The organism is Aquabacter spiritensis (assembly GCF_004346185.1).
GTDB classification, from domain to species: Bacteria; Pseudomonadota; Alphaproteobacteria; order Rhizobiales; family Xanthobacteraceae; genus Aquabacter; species Aquabacter spiritensis.
Genome location: NZ_SMAI01000011.1, coordinates 53,367 through 75,470, shown reverse-complemented (window position 1 = coordinate 75,470; position 22,104 = coordinate 53,367). Strand labels below are relative to the sequence as shown.

Sequence of the window (22,104 nt, the reverse complement as noted above, 5' to 3'; positions counted from 1 at the left end):
GAACGGCCTCGGCACAACCAAGAACAGGGGTAATCATGTCCATCGAGGATTTCGACCTCAACGACATCAAGCGCCGCATGCAGGGCGCGGTGAGCGTCCTGAAGCAGGAACTCGGCGGCCTGCGGACCGGGCGCGCCTCGGCCAGCCTGCTCGAGCCGATCCAGGTGGATGCCTACGGCACGCACATGCCGCTCAACCAGGTGGCGACCGTCTCTGTGCCGGAACCGCGTCTGCTCTCGGTCCAGGTTTGGGACCGGAGCATGGTGAGTGCGGTGGAGCGGGCGATCCGCGACAGCAATCTCGGTCTGAATCCGAATACCGAGGGGCAGGTCATGCGCATCCGCATTCCCGAGCTCAACCAGGAGCGGCGCCAGGAAATGGTAAAGGTCGCCCACAAATACGCCGAAGCAGCGCGTGTCTCGGTCCGTCATGTGCGACGTGACGGCATGGACCATCTGAAGAAGATGGAGAAGGATGGCGACATCAGCGCAGACGATCTGGAGCGCATGTCGGTGCAGGTTCAGAAAGCGACGGACGAGACCATCGCCGAACTCGATCAGACGCTGGCGCACAAGGAGAAGGAGATCCTCTCGGTCTGAGGGGTCTCGAAAGGGGGGAGCGGCCATGTCTATGCGCGAGGGAGCTGCGACCCAGGCGAAGGCTCCCGCCTGCGTGCCGGTGCATGTGGGTGTGATTATGGACGGCAATGGCCGATGGGCCACCGCCCGCAATCTCCCGCGATTCGAAGGCCATCGCCGCGGGGTCGAAGCGCTGCGGCGCTGCGTCCGCGCCGCCCGCGAGATCGGCATCCGTTATCTCACCATCTATAGCTTTTCGAGCGAGAACTGGTCGCGCCCCGCCCAGGAAATCTCAGAACTCATGGGCTTGCTCAAGCGGTTCGTCAGGCACGATCTGGCTGAGCTGCACGCCAACAATGTCCGGGTCCGCATTATCGGCGAACGCCTCTCTTTGGCGCGCGAGATTTCCAATCTGCTCGAAGAGGCGGAAAATCTCACCAAGGGCAATAACGGGCTCACTCTGGTCATCGCGTTCAATTACGGCGCGCGGCAGGAGATTGCCGCAGCCGCGGCGCGGATCGCCGCGCAGGTGGCGGCCGGTGAGCTGACGCCGGAGGACGTGACGGTCGAACGGATCGGGGCGAATCTGCTCACCGCCGGCATTCCCGATCCTGATCTCATCGTGCGAACCAGCGGAGAGCAGCGTCTCTCCAATTTCCTGCTTTGGCAGGCGGCCTACGCGGAATTCGTGTTTCTGCCGATCTATTGGCCGGAATTCGACGAGGCCGCGCTGCTGGGCGCGATCGAGGAGTTTGCCCGGCGTGACCGCCGGTTCGGGGGCGTGACCGCCCGCGCCGGCAGCGCGCGCTCGTGAAGGTCAGTCCCGATCTTCGGCGACGGACGATCTCGGCGCTGATCATGGTGCCGGTGGTGCTCGGCGTGACATATTTCGGCGGGCTGCCGTTCGTCGCGCTGTGGATGATCGCGGCGGCGGCGGTACTTCATGAATGGGCGCACGTCGCCAAGCTCGCGCCGGCTTCGGCCTTCCTCGTCATCGGATTGCTGGGCATCGGCGGCGGCGCCGCCGACATCTATCTCGCAAGCGGAAGCTATGCGCCTCTCGCCGTGCTGGCGGCGGCATTCGCCTGTGCTCTCGTGACCCGAAGCCTTCGGTCTGGGGCGAGTGGGGTGGTGATTGCCGCGCTCGCCTGTCTGCCGCTTATGGTGCTTCGGGGTGACGATCGGATCGGCCTGTCCGCGGTGCTGTTCGTCTATGCGATCGTCTGGTGCACCGATATCGGCGCCTATTTCGTCGGACGCGCGGTGGGGGGGCCTAAATTGTGGCCGCGTCTCTCGCCGAACAAGACTTGGTCGGGTGCGATCGGAGGTGCGCTGATCGGGACTGCCGCGGGGTGTGGACTGCTGGTGGCGACGGGCTTACGGCTGGTGCCCGAAATGGCGGCGATCGGACTTGTTCTGAGCATCGCGGCGCAGTGTGGCGATCTGGCCGAATCCGCATTCAAGCGCGCCTATGGGGTGAAGGATGCGGGATCGTTGATCCCGGGTCACGGTGGGGTTCTCGACCGGCTGGACGGCTTCACGGCGGCGGCCGTTGCTGCGCTCGTCATTGGCCTCGTGCGCAATATCGATGCCCCTGCCATCGGCCTTCTCCTGTGGTAGGAGAGGCCATGGCGAGTGTTTCCATCCTTGGCGTCACGGGCTCGGTCGGGCGCAGCACCGTCGAATTGTTGCGTCATGCGCCGGGGCGGTTTGAGGTCGAGGCCGTTGCCGGTGGCCATGACGCCCGGGCGCTCGCCGCTGCCGCCATCGCTGTCGGTGCCAAGTTCGCCGCAATCTATGATGCCCGCGCCGTAGCCCTCCTGGCGGATCTGCTGTCGGGCACCGGCATCGCCTGTGGGGCGGGGCCTGAGGCCTTGACCGAGGCCGCGCAGCGGCCCGCAGATATCGTTATCGGTGCAATTTCCGGCGTGGCGGGATTGGCGCCGACCGTTGCGGCCTTCGGACCCGGTCGGCGAATTGCTCTTGCAAACAAGGAGTGCCTCGTCGCGGCCGGAGCGTTCTTCATGGCCGAGGCGCAGCGCACGGGTACGATCCTCCTGCCGCTGGACAGCGAACACAACGCGATATTTCAAGCTTTGGCCTGCGGCAGGATCGAGGATGTGGAGCGGGTGACGATCACCGCATCCGGCGGGCCGTTCCGGCAGGCGAGCCGTGAGGAGATCGCACGGGCTGGGCCCCAGGACGCGCTGCGCCATCCCAATTGGTCGATGGGAGCGAAGATCACGATCGATTCGGCGACCCTGATGAACAAGGGTCTCGAACTGATCGAGGCGCACCACCTCTTCGCCCTGCCGCCCGAACGGCTGGAGACGGTGGTTCATCCGGAATCGGTGGTGCATGGCCTCGTCGCCTATCGGGACGGCTCCGTCATGGCAGGGCTCGCCATGCCCGATATGCGCGTGCCAATTGCGCACTGCCTCGGTTTCCCTGGGCGGATCGAGACCTCCTGTCGCAGGCTTGATCTGGTGCGGCTCGGACGGTTGACGTTCGAGGCACCTGACCTCGTGCGATTCCCCGCGCTCGGGCTTGCGCTCGAGGCGCTCGCCGCAGGCGGGCGCGCGGCGAGCATCCTCAACGCCGCCAACGAGGTGGCGGTGGCCGCCTTCCTCGATGGCCGGATCGGGATGTTCGACATCGCGGCGACCGTGGCGGAATGTTTGGCCACGCTGCCATCTGGCGTGCCACCCGCTTCGGTCGAGGAAGCGCTGGCGCTCGACCAGGAGGCGCGACAGTTCGCGCTTTCTCTCTTGCCTAAGTTTGCCGCAAAGGCATCTTAATCAAGGCTGCGAGGGGAGTTTCGGACTTCGGGAGAGGCGGCTGTGGCACTTGGTGTGACGCGCCGCAGCTTGCGATGATCGGAAGTCTCTTCATCCTGACACGGCGATGAGGACGTGACGATGGACGTATTGGCAGGTATGGGGTCCTGGGGCTCCTCGCTCCTTGGTTATGTCGTTCCGTTCCTGTTCGTCCTGACTTTGGTGGTGTTCTTTCACGAGCTTGGCCATTTCTGGGTAGCGCGCCGCGCAGGCGTGAGGGTTCTTACCTTTTCGCTAGGTTTCGGCCCTGAACTTCTTGGCTTCAACGACAAGCATGGCACGCGCTGGCGGTTGGCCGCGATACCGCTCGGCGGGTATGTCCGTTTTTTCGGGGATGAAGACGCCGCGAGCACGCCGGATGCCGAAGGACTGGCGCGCATGTCTCCGACGCAGCGACGCGAATCGTTCTTTTTTCAGCCGCTCGCCTGGCGCGCGGCGATTGTCGCCGCCGGTCCGATCGCGAACTTCATCCTGGCGATCGTCATCTTCGCGCTGGTTTTCATGACCTTCGGGCGCCAGATCACGGCGCCGAGGGTGGATCAGGTGGCAGCTGCGAGCGCCGCCGAGCGCGCCGGGTTTAAGCCGGGCGATCTCGTGCTGACGATCGACGGCTCGCCCGTCGAGAGCTTTTCCGACATGCAGCGTGTAGTCGGCGGCAATGCCGGGCGGCCACTCGAGTTCCGGGTCGAGCGTGGCGATAGCGAGATCGCGCTGACGGCGACGCCGGAACTGCGTGAAATGAAAGACGCGTTCGGCAATGTGCACCGGATGGGCCTGCTCGGGATTACCCGTTCCCTGGCGCCGGACGATGTCTCGACCCGGCGGTACGGTCCGGTCGAGGCGGTCGGGCTCGGTGCTCAGGAGACCTGGTTCGTCGTCACGCGCACGTTCGATTATCTCGGAGGGCTGATTTCCGGGCGCGAGTCGGCCGATCAACTCGGCGGACCGATTCGGATCGCTCAGGTGTCGGGGCAGGTCGCCACCTATGGGATCGGTGCGCTGCTGTCGCTTGCCGCCGTGTTGTCGGTCTCGATCGGATTGCTTAACCTCTTTCCGATCCCGCTCTTGGACGGCGGACATTTGTTGTTCTACGCTGTCGAGGCGGTGAGGGGGCGCCCGCTCAGCCCCCGCACCCAGGATATCGGGTTCCGGATCGGTCTCGCGATCGTTTTGATGCTGATGGTTTTCGCCACGTGGAACGATGTGCTCCACTTGGCAGCAATGTAGCATTTTCGCCGAGCGGCGGGATATTCGTGGCGTGGGGGCAACGGTGGCCGGAAAAGCAGAACCCGCTGTAGCGGCAGGCGTTTGCAGTGCGGTCAAAAGCTTGTACAAGCGCCGCGAAGGGCGGAATCTGCGGGGCTACTTCCGCTGGTTCGTGCACAACAAAATCAGGGTTGCGTGCCATATGACTGCTCCGGTCCGGGTTATGTCGAAGTTGGCCGCCGTCCTGGGCATTGCGCTCTTCGTGGCGCTGTCCTCAGGCGCCGGTTCGCTTCTCGTCTCCACCCCGGCTGCCGCGCAGTCGTCGAACATCGTGGTCGAGGGCAATCGACGCGTCGATGCCTCGACCATCAGGTCCTATTTCGGCACCGGTCCGCTCACGCCGGCCAAGATCAATGAAGGCCTGGCGGCGCTCTATGCGACCGGCCTGTTCTCCGACGTGAACATTTCCCAGCAGGGCGGGCGCCTGGTGGTTCGCGTGTCGGAGAACGAGGTGATCAACCGCATCGCGTTCGAGGGAAACAAGAAGATCAAGGACGAAGTCCTTGCGGGCGAGATCCAGTCCAAGCCTCGTGGGACCCTTTCGCGCGCCACGGTCCAGGCCGATACCCAGCGCATCCTCGAAGTCTATCGCCGGTCCGGCCGCAACGACGTGCGGGTCAATCCGGTCACGATCGATCGCGGCAATGGACGAGTCGATCTCGTGTTCGAAATCAACGAGGGCGAGAAAGTCGGCATCAAGGACATCAAGTTCCTCGGCAACAAGGCCTTCTCGGAATACAAGCTGAAGGACGTCATCTCGACCACGACGACGAACTGGCTCTCCTTCCTCAAGTCGACCGACGTGTATGATGCCGACCGCATCAATGCCGACCAGGAGCTTCTGCGGCGTTTCTATCTGAAGAACGGCTACGCCGATTTCCGCATCCTCTCCGCGACCGCCGAGCTGGAACCGGACGGAAAGGCGTTCGTCGTGACCTTTACGGTGGAAGAGGGGCCGCAATACACCTTCGGCACCGTGGATGTCGTCTCGAACATCCGCGACGTCCCTGCAGCGAACCTGCGCAACGCGCTGCGCATGAGCGCGGGACAGGTTTACAACGCCGAGCTCGTCGAAAAGACGGTCGAAAACATCACCATCGAAGTCTCGAAGAGTGGTTACGCCTTCGCCCAGGTGCGGCCGCGCGGCGAGCGTGATTTCGAGGCGCGTAAAATCAATGTGGTGTTCGTGGTCGAGGAAGGGCCGCGCGTCTATATCGAGCGCATCGAAATCCGCGGCAACACCCGCACCCGCGACTGGGTCGTGCGCCGGGAGTTCGATATCGGCGAGGGCGATGCCTATAATCGCGTGCTCGTCGATCGCGCCGAGCGCCGGCTGCGCAATCTCGGATATTTCAAAACGGTCAAGATCACCAACGAGCCCGGCTCTGCGCCGGATCGGATCATCCTGATCGTCGACGTCGAGGACCAACCCACAGGCGAGTTCTCGGTTTCGGGCGGCTATTCGACATCGGACGGCTTCATCGGTGAGGTGTCGCTCGGCGAGAAGAACTTCCTTGGGCGCGGCCAGTATGTGCGGGTGTCCGGTTCCCTCGGTGAATATGCCCAGGGTGCGGAATTCTCCTTCACCGAGCCTTATTTCCTCGGCTATCGCCTCGCCGCCGGTTTCGATCTGTATTGGAAAGAGACCAACGCGACCAATTACACGTCCTATGACAGCAACACGGTTGGTGCCGGCATCCGGTTCGGCCTTCCGATTACGGACGAGATCACCCTGGCGCTGCGCTACAACCTCTATCAGCGTGAGCTGAGCCTGGAATGCGGCGACGGCTGGGGGGTCTACTTCACCTGCCCCCCGGGCTTCGCCTCCTGGGCGATCATCGAAGCGGTTGCCCAGGGACCCACCATCACGTCGGTGGTGGGCTACACCCTCTCGTTCAACGGTCTCGACAACAACCTCAATCCGACCTCGGGTCTGTTTGCCGAGTTGAAGCAGGACTTTGCCGGTCTCGGCGGCGATGTGAACTTCATTCGTACCACCGGCGACATGCGCTACTATTATCCGCTCATGAACGACTGGGTGCTGATGCTGCGCGGTCAGGCGGGCTATGTGTCGGCTTGGGGCGACGAAGATCTGCGCATCATGGACAACTTCTTCATGGGGCCGAACCTGGTCCGCGGCTTTGCGCCGTCCGGCATCGGTCCGCGGGACGTCGCAAGCCTCCAGCTCGACTCCTTGGGCGGCACCGCCTACTGGGGCGTTTCGGCCGAGGTGCAGTTCCCGCTCGCTTTCCTGCCGAAGGATGTGGGCATGAAGGGCGCGCTCTTCTTCGATGCGGGATCGCTTTGGGATTATAGCGGGCCCACCAGCTTCCCGGCGGTTCCGAACGTCACTTGCCCGGCGGGTTCCAACAACGCAACCGGTGCGGTCTGCGTCGCCGACGACAACGGCATCCGGTCGTCGGTCGGTGCAAGCCTGATCTGGCAGTCGCCCTTCGGTCCGCTGCGCTTCGATTATGCCTGGGTTCTGTCCCAGCAGGCCTACGACCAGGATCAGGCGTTCCGCTTCTCGGGCGGCACGCGGTTCTGAGCCCATCTCTCACCGCGGGCGCCGGCGCTTTGCGCGCGGCGCCCGCTTTGTATTTGATAATGACCGAACCGCTCTTCTTCCCCCTTCCGACTGCGCTCTCACTGAGCGATATCGTGGCATTGAGCGGCGCGCGCGCCCTCACGGATCTCCCGGAGGGTGACCTTCTCGTGCGGGGCGTCTCGACGCTCGTCGATGCCGGGCCGGGCGACCTCGCTTTCTTCGACACCCCCCGGTTTCGCGACGATTTCCGCGCTACTCGTGCAAGTGTTTGTATCACGACGCCGAAGCTCGGCGCCGAGGCGCCGGCTGGTGTCGTCGTTCTGGCTTCGGATCGCCCGGCCCACGCATTCGCAGCCGTGACGCGACGCCTCTTTCCCACCGCCCTGCGGCCGCAGCCGGTCTTCGGCCACAGCGGGATTGCCCCGGGCGCCTTCATTCATCCGACCGCCCGCCTTGAAGACGGCGTGACGGTCGATCCCGGGGCTGTCATCGGGCCAGGCGTCGAGATCGGCGCCGATACGGTCATCTGCGCGAATGCCGTCATCGGCCCGTCGGTGCGGATCGGACGCGACTCCGCCGTCGGTCCGGGGGTGAGCCTGCTGCATGCGCTCGTCGGGAATCGCGTCATTCTCCATGCTGGGGTGCGCATCGGTCAGGACGGGTTCGGCTACCAGCCTAGCCCGCGCGGGCATTTGAAAGTGCCGCAGATCGGCCGCGTGGTGCTTCAGGACGATGTCGAGGTCGGCGCCGGGACGTCGATCGATCGCGGCGCGCTGCGCGACACGGTGATCGGCGAGGGGACGAAGATCGACAATCTCGTCCAGATTGCACACAACGTCGCCGTCGGGCGCCATTGCATCATCGTCTCTCAAACCGGAATTTCAGGCAGCGCGACACTCGGCGATTTCGTGATGCTGGGGGGGCAGGTGGGCGTGCTCGGCCATATTACAATCGGGGACGGGGCCCAGATCGCGGCAACCAGCAATGTGAAGGACGATGTCCCGCCCGGAGTGCGCTGGGGCGGTTCACCGGCGAAGCCCGTACGCGAATGGTTCAGGGAAATCTCCACGCTTAAGCGCTTGGCAGAGGCGGGAGCGCACCGTCAGGGGGAGGGGTGACGATGAGCGGCAACCTCACGGTCACAGATCAGAATGCGGCGCAGGCGCAGGGGACCGGCGGCGAGCGCGCGCTTGCCAGTGCCGACATCATGAACATTCTCTCCTGTCTGCCGCACCGCTACCCGTTTCTGTTGGTCGATCGGATCGTGAACATCGACAGTGATCAGACCTGCATCGGGATCAAGAACGTCACGGCAAACGAGCCGCATTTCCAGGGTCATTTCCCCGGCAATCCCGTTATGCCGGGGGTTCTGATTATCGAGGGGATGGCGCAGACCGCGGGGGTCATCTGCATCCTCTCGAAAGGCGGCATTCCCAAGGACCAGGCGGCGCCATTGGTTTATTTCATGACCATAGACGAGGCGAAGTTCCGTCGTCCGGTGGTGCCAGGGGACATACTGGAATATCACATGACCAAGGTCGCGAAGCGCCGCAACATGTGGTGGTATCGCGGCGAAGCGCGGGTCGCGGGAGAACTCGTGGCCGAGGCGCGCGTCGGCGCCATGATTACTGGCTTTTGAGATGACTTCCATCGATCCGACGGCGCGGGTGAGCGACGGCGCCGTGTTGGCAGAGGACGTCAGTGTCGGACCCTATTGCATCGTCGGTCCGGACGTGACGCTTGCGACGGGGGTCGTTCTGCATGCCCATGTCAACATTCAAGGCGCAACGACGATCGGTGCCCGTACGCAGATCTATCCCTTCGCCTCTCTCGGGACGCCGCCCCAGTCCGTGCATTATAAGGGCGAACGGACCGAGCTTTTGATCGGGACCGATTGCGTCATCCGCGAGCACGCGACGGCCAATACCGGGACCGCAGGCGGGCGCGGCATCACGCGTATCGGCGATCATTGCATGTTGATGACTGCCTCCCACGTGGCCCACGACTGCATCGTGGGAAATCATGTCATTTTCGCCAACAATGCGACGATCGGCGGGCATGCCGAAGTGGGCGATCATGTTTTCCTCGGCGGCCTGTGCGCGGTGCATCAGTTCACCCGCATCGGGGCTCAGGCGATGATCGCGGGCCTCAGCGGGATTCGCGAAGACGTTATCCCGTTTGGTTACGCCCTCGGCCAGGCGGCGCGTCTCGTCGGACTCAACACGATAGGCATGAAGCGTCGGGGCTTCTCGAAGTCCGAACTGCACGCGGCGCGGGCCGCCTATCGCGAGCTGTTCTTCGGTACGGGTGTCTTTGAAGATCGGCTTGGACGACTGCGGGAGAAGATCGCGACGTCGGAATTTGCGCGCACCATTGTGGCCTTCATCGATTCCGGAGACAAGCGATCGCTCTGCCGCCCGGCGCGTGGCGTTGCGGGCGAGGCCTGACCTTGCCGGCTGCCGCGCCCCTCCCACGGCGTGAAGCGGGAGCCGGCCGGGTAGGGCAGGGGCCCCTCGCGATCGTCGCCGGAGGCGGCGCGTTTCCGGCCGCGGTCGCCGAGGCGGTGAGGGCAACGGGCCGCGACGTCGTCCTCCTGCTGATTCAGGGCTTCGCCGACCCGGACCTTGAGCGTTATCCGCATTTTTGGTTCAAACTCGGCTCGCTGGGCGGGGTCACTCAGCGTGCCCGTGCGCTGGGTGTCCACGATGTGGTGATGGTGGGAAGTCTCACGCGCCCGCGTTTGCGGGATCTCGGGATGGACTGGACCATGGTGCGGCTCTTGCCGCGCATCGCCCGCCTACTCCAGGGGGGCGACAATCATCTCCTCTCGGGCGTCCTCGGCCTCGTCGGCGAGCAAGGGTTTCATCTCCTGGGGGCGCATGAGGCCGCGCCGTCGCTTCTCCTACCGGAAGGCCGTCTCGGGGCCCGAATCCCGAGTGCGCGCGACGAGGCGGACATTGCACTCGGCCTGCGTTTGGTGCGCACGCTCGGCCCGTTCGATGTCGGCCAGGGGGCGATCGTGGTCGATGGCTTTGTCGCCGCAGTCGAGGCCGCCGAGGGCACGGATGCGATGCTGGCGCGGTATGGAGATTTGCGCCGATCCGGGCGGTTGCGGTTTCCGGCGGGATTGGGTGTGCTCGTTAAGGCGCCGAAGCCGGGACAGGATCGGCGGGTGGATCTTCCGTCGCTCGGACCGGCAACCATCTTGGCCGCAGCCGCGGCGGGGCTCGCCGGCATTGCGTTCGAGGCGGGTGGAGTGATCGTCCCGGACGCGGCCGAGCTGGTCCACGCGGCGGATGCCTCGGGCCTGTTTGCCCTGGGGACGCCGCCATTGGTGCGCGCCTGATGGGTGCGCCTGCGAACCGGCCTCTGCGCGTGTTTGTGGTCGCAGGGGAGGAGTCCGGGGATCAGTTGGGCGGAGCGCTGATGGAAGCGCTCGCGGACCTTGCGCCGGCGGGCGCCACATTTTCGGGCGTCGGCGGCCGGCGCATGGAGGCTGCCGGCCTGCAGAGCCTATTCCCCATGGACGACCTGACGGCCATCGGGTTCGGCCAGGTGGTGGGGAAGTTGCCGACAATCCTGCGCCGCCTTCGGGAGACGGTCACGGCGATCGTGAAGGAGCGGCCGGACGTGCTGGTCTTGGTGGACGCGCCGGATTTTACCCACCGAGTCGCGGCACGGGTGCGGCGGCTCGCCCCGGACATTCCCATCGCCAAATATGTCTCTCCCACGGTCTGGGCCTGGCGCCCTGGGCGCGCGCGGGCGATGCGCCCGTCTATCGACCGGATTCTTGCGCTCCTGCCGTTCGAGCCACAGGTGCACGAAAGGCTCGGCGGCCCCCCGACCTTCTATGTCGGCCATCCGCTTTTGGAGCGACTGGGAGACCTTCGTCCTGCGGCTGCGGAATCCGGGCGGCGCTCGGCGCGGCCATATCGTATCGTTGTTTTGCCAGGCAGCCGACGTAGCGAGGTGGAGCGGCTCGGTGACGTGTTCGGGACGGCGCTCGGGCAGATTGCGGAGGCACGTGACGCCGAGTTCGTTTTGCCGACGCTGCCGCGTCTCCTGCCGATGGTCGAGGCGTTGGTTTCCCACTGGCCGGTTCCGGTCCGCGTCGTCACAGCGGAGGCCGATCGCATGACGGCCTTCCGCACTGCGCGCGCTGCACTGGCTGCGTCCGGGACGGTGACGCTGGAACTGGCGCTCGCCGGAGTTCCGCTGGTCGCCGCCTACAAAGTGGCGGGATGGGAAGCGAAGATCGCCCCATACATTCTGACGATTCCCAGCGTGATCCTGCCCAATCTCGTGCTTGGCGAGAATGTCGTTCCGGAATTCCTGCAACATGATTGTACCCCGGCCAAGCTTGCACATGCGCTTGACGAGGTGATCGCAGAGGGGCCGAAGCGCCGCCGGCAGATCGAGGCGTTTGCGCGTCTCGATGATGTCTTCGGGACGACGGGTCCAGTACCTAGCGAACGTGCGGCTGCGGCCGTGCTGGACATGATCGCGCACGGCTCGCCGGAGAGAGCCAGCGCGCAGGCCGACGTACGGGCATAAAAAAGCGCGGCCGTGGCCGCGCTTCAGCATCTCGCAGAGACGGACCGGCGGCTGTGCCGCCGGTCCCCGATCACTTGCGCTTGGCCATTGCCACGTAGTCGCGGCGCTCGGCGCCCGTATAGAGCTGGCGGGGACGCCCGATGCGCTGGCTGGGATCCTCGATCATTTCCTTCCATTGGCCGATCCACCCCACCGTCCGGGCAAGGGCGAAAAGCACGGTGAACATGTCGGTGGGGAATCCCATCGCCTTCAGCGTGATGCCGGAATAGAAATCGATATTGGGATAAAGCTTCTTCTCGATGAAATACTCATCGTGCAGCGCAACGCGCTCGAGCTCGATGGCGACGTCGAGGAGCGGGTCGTCCTTGATGCCAAGTTCACTCAGAACCTCATGGCAGGTCTGCTGCATGATCTTCGCGCGCGGATCGTAATTCTTATAGACCCGGTGCCCGAACCCCATCAGCCGGAACGGGTCGTTCTTGTCCTTGGCCCGGTTGACGAATTCCGGGATCCGCTCGGGATGGCCGATCTCCGTCAGCATTTTCAGCGCGGCTTCGTTGGCACCGCCATGGGCGGGTCCCCAGAGACACGCGACGCCGGCGGCGATACAGGCAAAGGGGTTCGCGCCCGAAGAACCCGCGAGCCGAACCGTGGACGTCGATGCATTTTGCTCGTGGTCGGCATGAAGGATGAAAATTTTATCCAGTGCTTTGGATAAAGTTGGCGATACTTTATAGTCTTCGCAAGGTACAGCAAAGCACATATTCAGGAAGTTTGCTGTGTAATCAAGGTCGTTCTTCGGATAAATAAAGGGCTGGCCAATCGAATATTTATAAGCCATGGCCGCCAGGGTCGGCATCTTCGCGATCATGCGAATCGAGGCAATCAGGCGCTGCTGCGGATCCGAGATGTCGGTGCTGTCATGATAGAAGGCCGACAGAGCCCCAACGCATGCGACCATGATCGCCATCGGGTGGGCGTCGCGGCGGAAGCCCGTGAAGAAGCGGTTCATCTGATCGTGAACCATCGTGTGACGGGTCACGGAGAAATCAAAATCGGCCTTCTGGGCAGGGGTGGGCAGTTCCCCATACAGCAGCAGATAACACGTCTCGAGGAAGTCGCCATTCTCCGCCAGTTGCTCGATCGGATACCCGCGATAGAGCAGCACGCCCTCGTCGCCGTCGATATAGGTGATCTTGCTCTCGCAGGAGGCGGTGGAGGTGAAGCCAGGATCATAGGTGAAGAGACCCGTCTGGCCGTAGAGCTTGGAAATATCGACCACCTGCGGGCCGATCGTCCCGTCATGGATCGGAAGGTCCCAGCTCTTGTCCCCCACGGTAAGCTTCGCAGATGCGGTATTGGCGGTGGCGTCCATGAGATCTCCCATCCTTGTGCGGCTGAGTGATACCGCTATCGCATATGCGCTAGGGTTCCCGGCAGTCGTAACCCCTCCCCAATTCTGCCGCAAGCGTGACCGAAGGGATGGAGGCCAATCGAAGGATCGATCGTCTCCTCGGCCTTATGGCAGTGCAGCGAATGCCGCGAGGAGCCAGCTTGCAGAGCGGCAGGACCTCGTCGGGGGTCGTCGCGATCCGCAGGTGTGCGAATTGGTCTTCCGCTGTCAGAGCGCCAGGGATGGTTGGGAATGTGTTGCGCGAGGGACGTGGCCGCGAATGGTCACGTCCCCGCGCGATTACTCCGCGACTGCGGGCGGAGCAGCGGGGCGCAGCCGGCGCAATGGCGCTGCCACCAAAGCCCGTGCCGCCGCCCAGGATGCGAAGTCATTGAGGCGGGTCGGTTCGGCGAGTCCGATCAAAGCGGCGGCGACGAACGGCAAGCTCTGGATCGCCAGAGCGAGGGCGTATAGGTCCACCTCGCGCACCCAATGCCAATTGGTCATGTGCAGGAGGATGGCGCTGCTCAGCAACAGTCCGCCCATCACCGCCTCGGGCAATGCCGGAAAGCTGCGTGCGGCTCCTGCGAGCCAGCCGCCTTTGGCGGTGCGGGCAAAGGCGAGATCGCGATAGCGGAAGCCGTCAAGAACCGCCTTCGCGACCGTGAACTGCACGGCCATCGCGGCAAGCGCCGCCCCGGCCATCCGCAGCGGGGTGGTCGCAACACGCATCCGGTACAAGGCAACGAAGTGCAGCAAATACGCGGCGAACGTCATGATAATGGGCAAAGTGAGGATGTAGGCGGGAACCGAAATCCCCAAAGTCAGGACGAACGGCACGAACAGCAGCGAGAGAATCGCCGCGAGCGCACCGACGGACTCCGCGCCCAACCAGGAAACCCAGCCGAGGAGGAAATGGCGACGTTGTGACGTGGTGAGGCGCGAGCCTCCGGGCAGGAAACGATGCCAATGCTTGCGGATGATCTGAAAGCCGCCATAGGCCCAGCGGTGGCGCTGCTTCTTAAATGCCTGGAACGTGTCGGGGAGCAGGCCCCAGCCGTAGCGCGTCCGGGTGTAATGGGTCTTCCAGCCGTTCTCGGCGATCGAAAGCCCGAGATCGGTGTCCTCGCAGATCGTGTCGGAGGACCAGGAGCCGGCCTCCATCATCGCCGCGCGCCGGATCAGGCACATCGTGCCGTGGACGACGATGGCGTCCTCTTCGTTGCGCTGGACCATTCCGATGTCGAAGAATCCGGCATATTCCGCGTTCATCGCCTCGTGCAGGGGGCTCAGCGTCGCGTCGCGATGATCCTGCGGCGCCTGGACGAGGCCCACCGTCGGATCCTCGAAGACCGGGACGAGGTCTTTCAGCCAGTCGGGATGGACCATGTAATCGGCATCGATCACGCCGATGATTTCGGCGTCGGGCGCGGTGTGCTCCAGCGCGATGCGCAGGGCACCCGCCTTGAAGCCGGCCATTTTCTCGACATTCAGGAATTTGAATCGATCTCCCAACGTCTCGCAGTGCGCGCGCACAGGCTCGACAAGAGCGGGGTCGGGCGTGTTGTTCACCACCACCACGCATTCCAGATTCGGCCAATTCAAGCGCGCGACGCTGTCGAGCGTCTGCTTCAGCATATCCGGTGGCTCGCGATAGGCGGGAATGTGGATCGAAACTTTGGGGTGCCGCGCCGCCGGGCCGCGCGGGCGCAGCTCCACCAACCGGCTCGGCGCCCGTCCAAAGGCGATCGCGGAAAGCTCTTCCGCCCGGTAGAGCAGAACGAGGACCAGGGGCCCGAGCAAGACGACCGACAGGACCAATGTCACGTAATTGCCGCCGGTGACATAATGCGTCGCCCAATAATCCACGACGAGCGCGACCCACGCGCCGACCCCGCAGGCGGCCGCCGACAGAACCGCACCCTGCGAAACGGTCATGTTTCGCGCGCCGAGCATGGGCAGGCAGAAAGCGATTCCGAGAAGAAGAGCGAGGATTGCGGTTCGACTGTAAGTGCGATGCTCCAGGGGGCCGGAAAGCGCGAACTTCAACTTACGGTCGGCGTCGAAGACGCCCCAATATTGACCAACCGAGCCTTCGAAGCTCTTCCAGGGCGCGTCGAAGGCCTCGATGATGTTGTACTCGATGCCGAGCGCCTCGGCCCGCGACGCGAAGGTGCGGATCACGTTCGCCTGGGCGATCTCGCCCGGAATAGCACCGTCACGGTTATAGCCGGCGCTCGGCCAACCGAACTCGGCGATGACGATCCGCTTTCCAGGATAGGCGGCGCGCAACCGGTTGTAGATGTCGATCGAACGATCGACGACCTGCTCGGCGGAGACACCTTCCCAGTACGGAAGAATGTGCGCTGCGATGAAGTCCGAGGCCGAAACGAGTTCCGGATGATCGAGCCAGACGTTCCAAATCTCGCCCGTGGTCACGGGGACGTTCGTCTGGCGTTTCACGGTACGGATCAGCTCGGCCATTTCGGCAGCGCTTTTCTCGCCGCGGAAGATGGTCTCGTTGCCGACGACCAGGGCTTCGACATTGCCGTTCTGCTTGGCGAGCCCGATCGCATTCTGAATTTCAAGCGCGTTGCGTTTTTCGTCTTTGTCGATCCAGGCGCCGACAGTGACCTTGAGACCGCGCTCCGCTGCAATCGACGGAATCTGATCGAGGCCAAGGGTGGTCGAATAGGTGCGGATCGCCCGGGTGTGGTCAGCCACCGCCTCGACGTCCGAGCGGATCTGTTCGGCCGTCACAGCCGGTCCCTTGTCCGGGTGCCGGACGTCGCGGCTGTAGGGGGCGAAAGAGAGGCTGGAGAAGCGCTCCGTCACCGCCGGAGCGGTTCCTTCGGGCCGCAGAGAATACCAGACCGCAGCGTGAAATCCGGTCACAGCCGCGATGATCACTGCCGCAGCAGCAAGGCCCGTACGCATGATCGAGACCTACTCGATGGGGAGTCGAACCGTGAACGCAGGCTTTCGGCACCGGTTCCGGCCGAAAGTCAGGGGACACCGTTTCGACCTGCCCCACCGGTCGGCGGCGCCTGTCATACGGCACCGCATCGAGACACTAAACCTCTCAAATAAAGAGGTAAATGGGGACTGTGGCGGCGGTTCGGCGGAGCCGGGGCGCCGCCGTGATCTAATTATTGCGCAGGTGCAGCAACATAGTCGGGGTTAACCCAACATTGCTGAACCCTTCCGCCAAGGCGCTCCTGCGTTTTTGGATCGATGTTGCCCTGGCGCACCAGACAGCGGAAGGCGAGTTTGAGGTGTTCGGTCGGGCAGCCGAAGCGCTCGTAGAGTTCCAGATGGCGCCGGGCAGTGTCGATGTCGTCGCGCCAGAGCAAGGCGGCGATGCGCCGTCCGGTCCAAACACATTCCGGAAGGCCGGCCGTCCCCGGCAGTTTGGCGGCCTCGGCGAACTCTTCAACCGAGCGGCGCTGCGCCTCGCGTGCGGCCTGCTGCTCGGGTGTCATCTGTTCGGGTTGAGCCGGCTTCTGCTCAGGAGAGGAGGATTGGGCGCCGGCCGCTCCGGCGCAGCCGAGGAGAATGGCGCCCGCGAGCAGAGCGATACGAAAACGATCCATGTCGGCCATGAAGTTCGAGGCTGGAAAGCGGAAGGCGTTCCGCGGCGACACGTTAGAAGAAGGGGCCGAATTTGTCAGCATGACGACGTGCGCCCCGAGCGCGCAGCGCGGCCGTCTCTTCACAGGGGGGCGGGGAGGCTTTATGTCGCCATGGCCCGGGCCTCGGGCGCTGGGAGTTGTCATGCCGTTCGCCCTCCGCTCGTCGGGCCTGTTGCTGCCGGTCGGACTCTTCGTTTCGGTAGCCGTCCTCATCCTCGCCTTTTGGGCTTGGATCGGACGCCCGGTCGAGATGCCTGCCTCACCGCTCGGTGCCGACGGGAAACTGCCGTGCGTCTCCTACGCGCCGTTTCGCGAGGGCCAGTCCCCGCTCGGCGACCGGGTGCCGATTGCCGAGAGCCAGATCGAAGAGGACATGGCGCAGCTCGCCAAGCTGACGCAGTGCGTACGCACCTATTCGGTCGAACTGGGTCTCGACAAAGTGGCCCCCCTGGCACGCAAATACGGGATAAAGGTCCTGCAAGGCGTCTGGCTGGGATCCAATCCGGAGAAGAACCGCGCCGAAATCGACGCCGCCGTCGCCGTCGCGCAGAAATATCCGGACGTCATTTCGGCCATGGTGGTGGGAAATGAGGTCATGTTGCGCGGGGAGCTCTCGGCCGCCGCCATCGCCGCGGCCCTGCGTGACGTGAAGGCGCGGGTCGGGGGCATTCCCGTGACCTATGCCGATGTCTGGGAGTTCTGGGAGCGCGCCCCCGCGCTGGCCGGCGAGGTCGATTTCGTAACGGTGCATATCTTGCCGTACTGGGAGGATTTCCCGGTTCCGGCCGAGGCGGCGGCGGCGCACATCGATCGGATCCGCCAGCACGTCGCGGCGCAGTTTCCGGGCAAGGAGATCCTGATCGGCGAGACCGGATGGCCAAGTGCCGGACGGATGCGGGAAGGCGCACTGCCCGCGCCCTCGACCCAGGCGCGCGTGCTCAGCGACGTGCTGAGGCTGGCTGCCGAAAAGGGCTACCGCGTCAATCTCATCGAAGCCTATGACCAACCCTGGAAGCGGCGGAACGAAGGCACGGTCGGCGGGCATTGGGGGCTGATCGAGGCCGTGTCCCGCGCCCCGAAATTCGCTTGGGGGACCCCGGTCAGCGATCATCCCTATTGGCCCTTGCAGGCGCTGACGGGAATCGTCCTCGCCGGCGTCGCCTTCGCCGTGGCGGGAGCGGCAGCCCGTCGCCTGAAGGAGCGGGGGGAAGCGCCGCCTAAATCCGGGGCCTGGGTCTGCGTCTCCGTCCTGGCCCTCACCGCGGGGGCGACCCTGGGCGGGACGATCACCGCTTTGCCGCTGGAGAGCCTCGGCGGAGTGGGGTGGGCGCGGAACGGCGCCTTTCTCGGTTTGTCGCTTGCCGTCGCGTTGGTGGTTCCGGCATTGCTCGTGCGGCGCACTCCGCTCGCCTCGGTCGCAGTCGCCCTCGATGTCCGCGGCTGGCGCCTCAGACCCGCGCGCATCGTCGCCGGTTCCGTATTGCTCGTACTTGGGGTGCTGGCGGTCGGAGAGGTCGCCCTCGAACTGATCTTCGACCCGCGCTACAAGGACTTTCCGCTCTATCCCTTGACGCCGGTGGTGGTCGCACTCGGCCTCCTCGCCGTGCGTACGCCGCCGCAGGCCGATAAAGCCGGCTTCGCCGAGCGGTCGGCCTTCTGCCTGCTCTTGGTCGCGGCCTTCTATATTCCTTTGAACGAAACGCTGGCGAATTGGCAGGCCCTGTGGTTCGGGCTGATCTGCCTCTGCCTCGCGCTTACGCTGTTACGCGTCCTGGCCGCGCGAGCGAAAGGATGAGCAGCATCGCCGCCACGGCGCCTGCGAGATTGTTGTAGAGGACCAGGGAGATGCCCGAAAAGGCGAGGCCGGCGGCGAGCATCGGGACCGAGGGGCGCAGGAGCTGGATAACCGCTGCCGCCAAAGCCAGCCCGCCGAACACAGACCAGCCGAACAGAAGGATCACAATAGCCCGCATGCGGCACAGAAACGTCGTCAGACCGGCGTCGCAGGCGAGGCCGACGACCGATGGCTCGATCACCATATAGCGGACATAAAGCGCCCAGCCGGTGGCTGCCATGGTGAGGAAGATCAGCCAGTTCATGGCACGCGGGCCCGGGGTAAAGGTGGTGCGGGGCATTTCGTCCTGTCGCGCCTCGAAAATGGGATCGCCTCTATGACCGGCTGAGTCCGGAGCGGGAAACTTGGATAGGGATAGACCGACCGGCGCGTTGCGGAAAGCCCCGGAGGTGCCGGCCCAATTGTTCGGTTCACGATAAACGCCTAAGGAAGGGCCGGTGGTCCGGGTGAGTGAGATGCATTTTTCCGACGCGCGGGTTCTCGTCATCGGCGATGCCATGCTCGACGTCTATTGCGAGGGCAGCGTTGCACGGGTGTCGCCGGAGGCGCCCGTACCGGTCGTCCTGATGGCGAACGAGCGCATGGTGCCGGGCGGAGCCGCCAACGTCGCCGCCAATATCGCCTCGCTCGGCGCTGCAGCCGATCTCATCGCCGTCCTCGGACGCGATTCCGGCGCGCGCGATCTTGCAGACTTGATGCGGGCCCAGTTTCCCCGCGTGGGGCTCGACCATCTGGTTCAGAGCGACACCCGGTCGACCACAACCAAGACCCGGGTGATCGGTAACAAATATCAGGTCGTGCGGCTCGACAGGGAGCAGAGCGGATTCCTCGATGCTGCGACCGAGAATGCGGTGCTCGCGAAGATCGAGGCCCGGCTCCCATTCTGTTCGGTCGTGATCCTGAGCGATTATCTCAAGGGCGTGTGTTCCGACCGTGTGATCCGCGGTGCCATTGCTTTGGCGCGAGCGGCAGGAAAGCGAATCCTCGTCGATCCAAAGCGGTCGGATTTTTCGATCTATGAGGGGGCGGATTACCTCAAGCCCAACGCCAAGGAACTGGGCGCAGCCACCGGGATGCCATGCGGCACGGATGGCGAGATTGCTGCGGCGGCACGCCGTATCACCGCTCTGACCGGCGCGTCCGTCATCGTGACTCGTTCGGAACGTGGCATGTCCTTCGTTCCGCCGGAGGGGGATCCGATCCATATCCCGACCGTCGCGCGCAGCGTGTTCGACGTGTCGGGTGCCGGCGACACCGTCATGGCCGCGCTGGCGCTCGGGCTGCAGGGGCGCGAGCCGATGGCCCATGTCCTGGCGGTCGCGAATGCGGCGGCAGCCGTGGTGGTCGGTAAGGCAGGAACCGCGACGGTCACCCCAGAGGAGATCGACGAGGAAATGCGGGCCCGCCGAACCCGCCGCTCGGCCGCGCGCAGCAAGGTTGTCGCGCGGGAGGAGGCGCGGCGGGCGGTCGCCCAATGGCGCGCGGAAGGGCGGATCATCGGCTTCGCCAATGGCTGTTTCGATCTGCTGCACCCCGGACATATCGATCTGCTCGAACAGGCGGCCGAACAGTGCGACCGGCTGGTTGTCGCCCTCAATACCGACGCATCCGTCCGTCGGCTGAAGGGAGAGAGCCGTCCGGTCCAGGACGAACACGCGCGGGCCACGGTCATGGCCGCGCTCGGCATGGTCGATCTCGTCGTGCTGTTCGACGAAGACACGCCGAAGGCGCTGATCGAGGCCCTTCTCCCGGACGTCCTCGTCAAGGGCGCGGACTATACGGTGGAGACCGTGGTGGGCGCCGACATTGTTCAGGCCAATGGCGGGCGGGTCTATCTCGCGACCCTGGTGCCGGACATGTCGACCTCGGCGCTGGTGCGTAGGATGCGTGGCTGAACCATTCACGCTTTGGAGGGAATTGACGTGCTTCTCTCCGCGCGGAACACAGTTGGCTGCGGGGCCGGACAGGTAATGCGGGGCGAGGGGCAGCGATGACCGAGCGCAGTCTTCTGGTGGTGGTGCTCGCCGCGGGCGAGGGAACGCGAATGCGGTCCAGCCTGCCGAAGGTGCTGCATCGGATCGCGGGATTCCCGATGCTCACCCACGTTCTGCGTGCCGCCACCGACGCCGGAGCCAACCGCATTGCGGTTGTGGTCGGGCCGGGGCGGGCCGACGTCGCCGAAGAGGCCCGCAAGGTCGCGCCGGACGCGCAGGTGTTCGTCCAGGCGGAGCGGCGCGGCACGGCCCACGCCGTTCTGGCGGCACGCGCGGCGCTCGCCGAACCCGCCGACGACGTGCTGATCCTTTATGCCGATACCCCCCTGGTGCGCGCCGAAACCCTTCTGTCGCTCCGGGCGCCGCTGGCGGCGGGCGTGGCGGTCGCGGCGCTTGGCTTTGAGGCGACCGATCCCGCGGGCTACGGCCGCCTGATCGTCGAGGGCGGCGAGCTGCGCGCGATCCGCGAAGACCGCGAGGCGAGCCCGTCCGAGCGGGGCATTACCTTCTGCAATGGCGGCCTGATGGCGCTCGCCGGCGCTCAGGCGCTGCGCTTGCTGGATGGGGTGCGGAACGACAATGCCAAGGGCGAATATTATTTGACCGATGTGGTCGAACTCGCCCAGGCGGCCGGCCTCGGCGCGGCGGCGGTCGAGGCCGCGCCGGAGGAAGTGGTCGGGGTCAACAGCCGGGTCCAACTCGCCGAGGCGGAAGCTCTGCTGCAACGCCGCCTGCGCCGCGTGGCGATGGAAGCGGGTGCGACCCTTGTTGCGCCGGACACCGTCTTCTTCTCAGCCGATACCCGGCTCGGCCGCGATGTCGTGGTCGAGCCGCACGTCGTTTTCGGCCCGGGCGTGACGGTGGCGGATGAGGTGGTGATCCACGCTTTCTCGCATCTCGAAGGCGCGGTGCTGGCCCGCGGGGTCTCGATCGGACCCTATGCCCGTCTGCGCCCCGGTACCCGTCTCGATGAAGGCGTCCGAATCGGGAATTTCGTCGAGACCAAGGCGGCCCACCTCGAACAGGGGGTGAAGGTCAACCATCTATCCTATGTGGGCGACGCCCATGTCGGGGCCGACAGCAATCTCGGCGCCGGCACCATCACGTGCAATTATGACGGCTATTCCAAGTTCCGCACCGAGATCGGGAAGGGCGCCTTCATCGGCGTGCATTCCGCATTGGTCGCACCGGTGACGATCGGCGCGGGGGCCTATGTCGGAACCGGATCGGTTATCACCGAGGACGTGCCCGAGGATTCACTGGCTCTGGCGCGTGGCAGGCAGGTGACGAAGCCGGGTCGTGCGATCACGATGCGGGCGCGGCTCGCCGCGGCGCGGGAGACGGGACGGGGCTGACGGGCGATGCCTCCCGGACTGCGGCGGCGCTGTCAGAATGCGACAGACGAAGTGAAGGGCCGGCCGCTTCTGCCGTGCTACCAAGACCCCCT

At 64.8% G+C, this 22,104-nt stretch carries 18 protein-coding genes; 14 read left to right on the top strand and 4 right to left on the bottom strand.

Annotated features, from left to right (window positions below; translation table 11 throughout):
* Nucleotides 1-35: 35 nt before the first annotated feature.
* From frr to lpxB, 11 genes are all read left to right on the top strand, one after another.
* On the top strand, nucleotides 36-599 hold the full coding sequence (frr, locus tag EDC64_RS16465; protein WP_132033351.1) for a ribosome recycling factor: 564 nt from the start codon (nucleotides 36-38) through the stop codon (nucleotides 597-599).
* Nucleotides 600-624: 25 nt separating this feature from the next.
* A complete protein-coding gene (locus EDC64_RS16460; RefSeq protein ID WP_132033349.1) occupies nucleotides 625-1,392 on the top strand; it encodes an isoprenyl transferase in 768 nt (255 codons plus the stop codon).
* Nucleotides 1,389-2,198, top strand: a complete 810-nt coding sequence (locus EDC64_RS16455) for a phosphatidate cytidylyltransferase (protein WP_132033347.1) — start codon at nucleotides 1,389-1,391, stop codon at nucleotides 2,196-2,198. The genes EDC64_RS16460 and EDC64_RS16455 overlap by 4 nt, the downstream gene beginning before the upstream one ends.
* An 8-nt stretch (nucleotides 2,199-2,206) precedes the next feature.
* Nucleotides 2,207-3,376, top strand: coding sequence for a 1-deoxy-D-xylulose-5-phosphate reductoisomerase (gene dxr, locus EDC64_RS16450; protein ID WP_132033345.1), 1,170 nt, complete (start codon nucleotides 2,207-2,209; stop codon nucleotides 3,374-3,376).
* Nucleotides 3,377-3,496: 120 nt separating this feature from the next.
* A complete protein-coding gene (rseP, locus tag EDC64_RS16445; RefSeq protein ID WP_132033343.1) occupies nucleotides 3,497-4,642 on the top strand; it encodes an RIP metalloprotease RseP in 1,146 nt (381 codons plus the stop codon).
* A gap of 202 nt (nucleotides 4,643-4,844) precedes the next feature.
* Nucleotides 4,845-7,229, top strand: coding sequence for an outer membrane protein assembly factor BamA (bamA, locus tag EDC64_RS16440; RefSeq protein WP_245504749.1), 2,385 nt, complete (start codon nucleotides 4,845-4,847; stop codon nucleotides 7,227-7,229).
* A gap of 59 nt (nucleotides 7,230-7,288) precedes the next feature.
* Entirely contained in the window at nucleotides 7,289-8,347 is a 1,059-nt protein-coding gene (gene lpxD, locus EDC64_RS16435) for a UDP-3-O-(3-hydroxymyristoyl)glucosamine N-acyltransferase (RefSeq protein ID WP_132033339.1), read from the top strand.
* Between the two features lie 89 nt (nucleotides 8,348-8,436).
* Nucleotides 8,437-8,868, top strand: coding sequence for a 3-hydroxyacyl-ACP dehydratase FabZ (fabZ, locus tag EDC64_RS16430; protein WP_245504755.1), 432 nt, complete (start codon nucleotides 8,437-8,439; stop codon nucleotides 8,866-8,868).
* A 1-nt stretch (nucleotide 8,869) separates the two neighbouring features.
* Complete coding sequence (lpxA, locus tag EDC64_RS16425) at nucleotides 8,870-9,676, top strand: acyl-ACP--UDP-N-acetylglucosamine O-acyltransferase (RefSeq protein WP_132033335.1); 807 nt, start codon at nucleotides 8,870-8,872, stop codon at nucleotides 9,674-9,676.
* 2 nt (nucleotides 9,677-9,678) lie between these two features.
* Nucleotides 9,679-10,575: an LpxI family protein gene (locus tag EDC64_RS16420; protein ID WP_132033333.1), complete on the top strand. Its 897-nt coding sequence runs from the start codon at nucleotides 9,679-9,681 to the stop codon at nucleotides 10,573-10,575.
* Complete coding sequence (gene lpxB / locus EDC64_RS16415) at nucleotides 10,575-11,783, top strand: lipid-A-disaccharide synthase (RefSeq protein ID WP_132033331.1); 1,209 nt, start codon at nucleotides 10,575-10,577, stop codon at nucleotides 11,781-11,783. Before EDC64_RS16420 ends, lpxB begins: the two co-directional genes overlap by 1 nt.
* 70 nt (nucleotides 11,784-11,853) lie before the next feature.
* Here the strand turns inward: lpxB and gltA are convergent, their stop codons facing one another.
* The 3 genes from gltA to EDC64_RS16400 form a co-directional block, all read right to left on the bottom strand.
* On the bottom strand, nucleotides 11,854-13,158 hold the full coding sequence (gltA, locus tag EDC64_RS16410) for a citrate synthase (protein WP_132033329.1): 1,305 nt from the start codon (nucleotides 13,156-13,158) through the stop codon (nucleotides 11,854-11,856).
* Between the two features lie 318 nt (nucleotides 13,159-13,476).
* Nucleotides 13,477-16,113, bottom strand: a complete 2,637-nt coding sequence (locus EDC64_RS16405; RefSeq protein WP_132033327.1) for a glycosyltransferase — start codon at nucleotides 16,111-16,113, stop codon at nucleotides 13,477-13,479.
* A 212-nt stretch (nucleotides 16,114-16,325) separates the two neighbouring features.
* Complete coding sequence (locus tag EDC64_RS16400; RefSeq protein ID WP_245504748.1) at nucleotides 16,326-16,850, bottom strand: hypothetical protein; 525 nt, start codon at nucleotides 16,848-16,850, stop codon at nucleotides 16,326-16,328.
* Between the two features lie 100 nt (nucleotides 16,851-16,950).
* Between EDC64_RS16400 and EDC64_RS16395 the strand changes: the two genes are divergently transcribed.
* Nucleotides 16,951-18,603: a glycoside hydrolase family 17 protein gene (locus EDC64_RS16395; protein ID WP_245504747.1), complete on the top strand. Its 1,653-nt coding sequence runs from the start codon at nucleotides 16,951-16,953 to the stop codon at nucleotides 18,601-18,603.
* Here the strand turns inward: EDC64_RS16395 and EDC64_RS16390 are convergent.
* Nucleotides 18,563-18,943, bottom strand: coding sequence for a hypothetical protein (locus EDC64_RS16390; protein ID WP_132033325.1), 381 nt, complete (start codon nucleotides 18,941-18,943; stop codon nucleotides 18,563-18,565). The genes EDC64_RS16395 and EDC64_RS16390 overlap by 41 nt on opposite strands.
* 175 nt (nucleotides 18,944-19,118) lie before the next feature.
* Here EDC64_RS16390 and rfaE2 point away from each other — a divergent pair, with 175 nt between their 5' ends.
* Both rfaE2 and glmU read left to right on the top strand, forming a co-directional pair.
* Complete coding sequence (gene rfaE2 / locus EDC64_RS16385; protein WP_132033578.1) at nucleotides 19,119-20,558, top strand: D-glycero-beta-D-manno-heptose 1-phosphate adenylyltransferase; 1,440 nt, start codon at nucleotides 19,119-19,121, stop codon at nucleotides 20,556-20,558.
* A 95-nt stretch (nucleotides 20,559-20,653) separates the two neighbouring features.
* Complete coding sequence (gene glmU / locus EDC64_RS16380) at nucleotides 20,654-22,012, top strand: bifunctional UDP-N-acetylglucosamine diphosphorylase/glucosamine-1-phosphate N-acetyltransferase GlmU (RefSeq protein WP_132033323.1); 1,359 nt, start codon at nucleotides 20,654-20,656, stop codon at nucleotides 22,010-22,012.
* The last annotated feature ends 92 nt before the right edge of the window (nucleotides 22,013-22,104 follow it).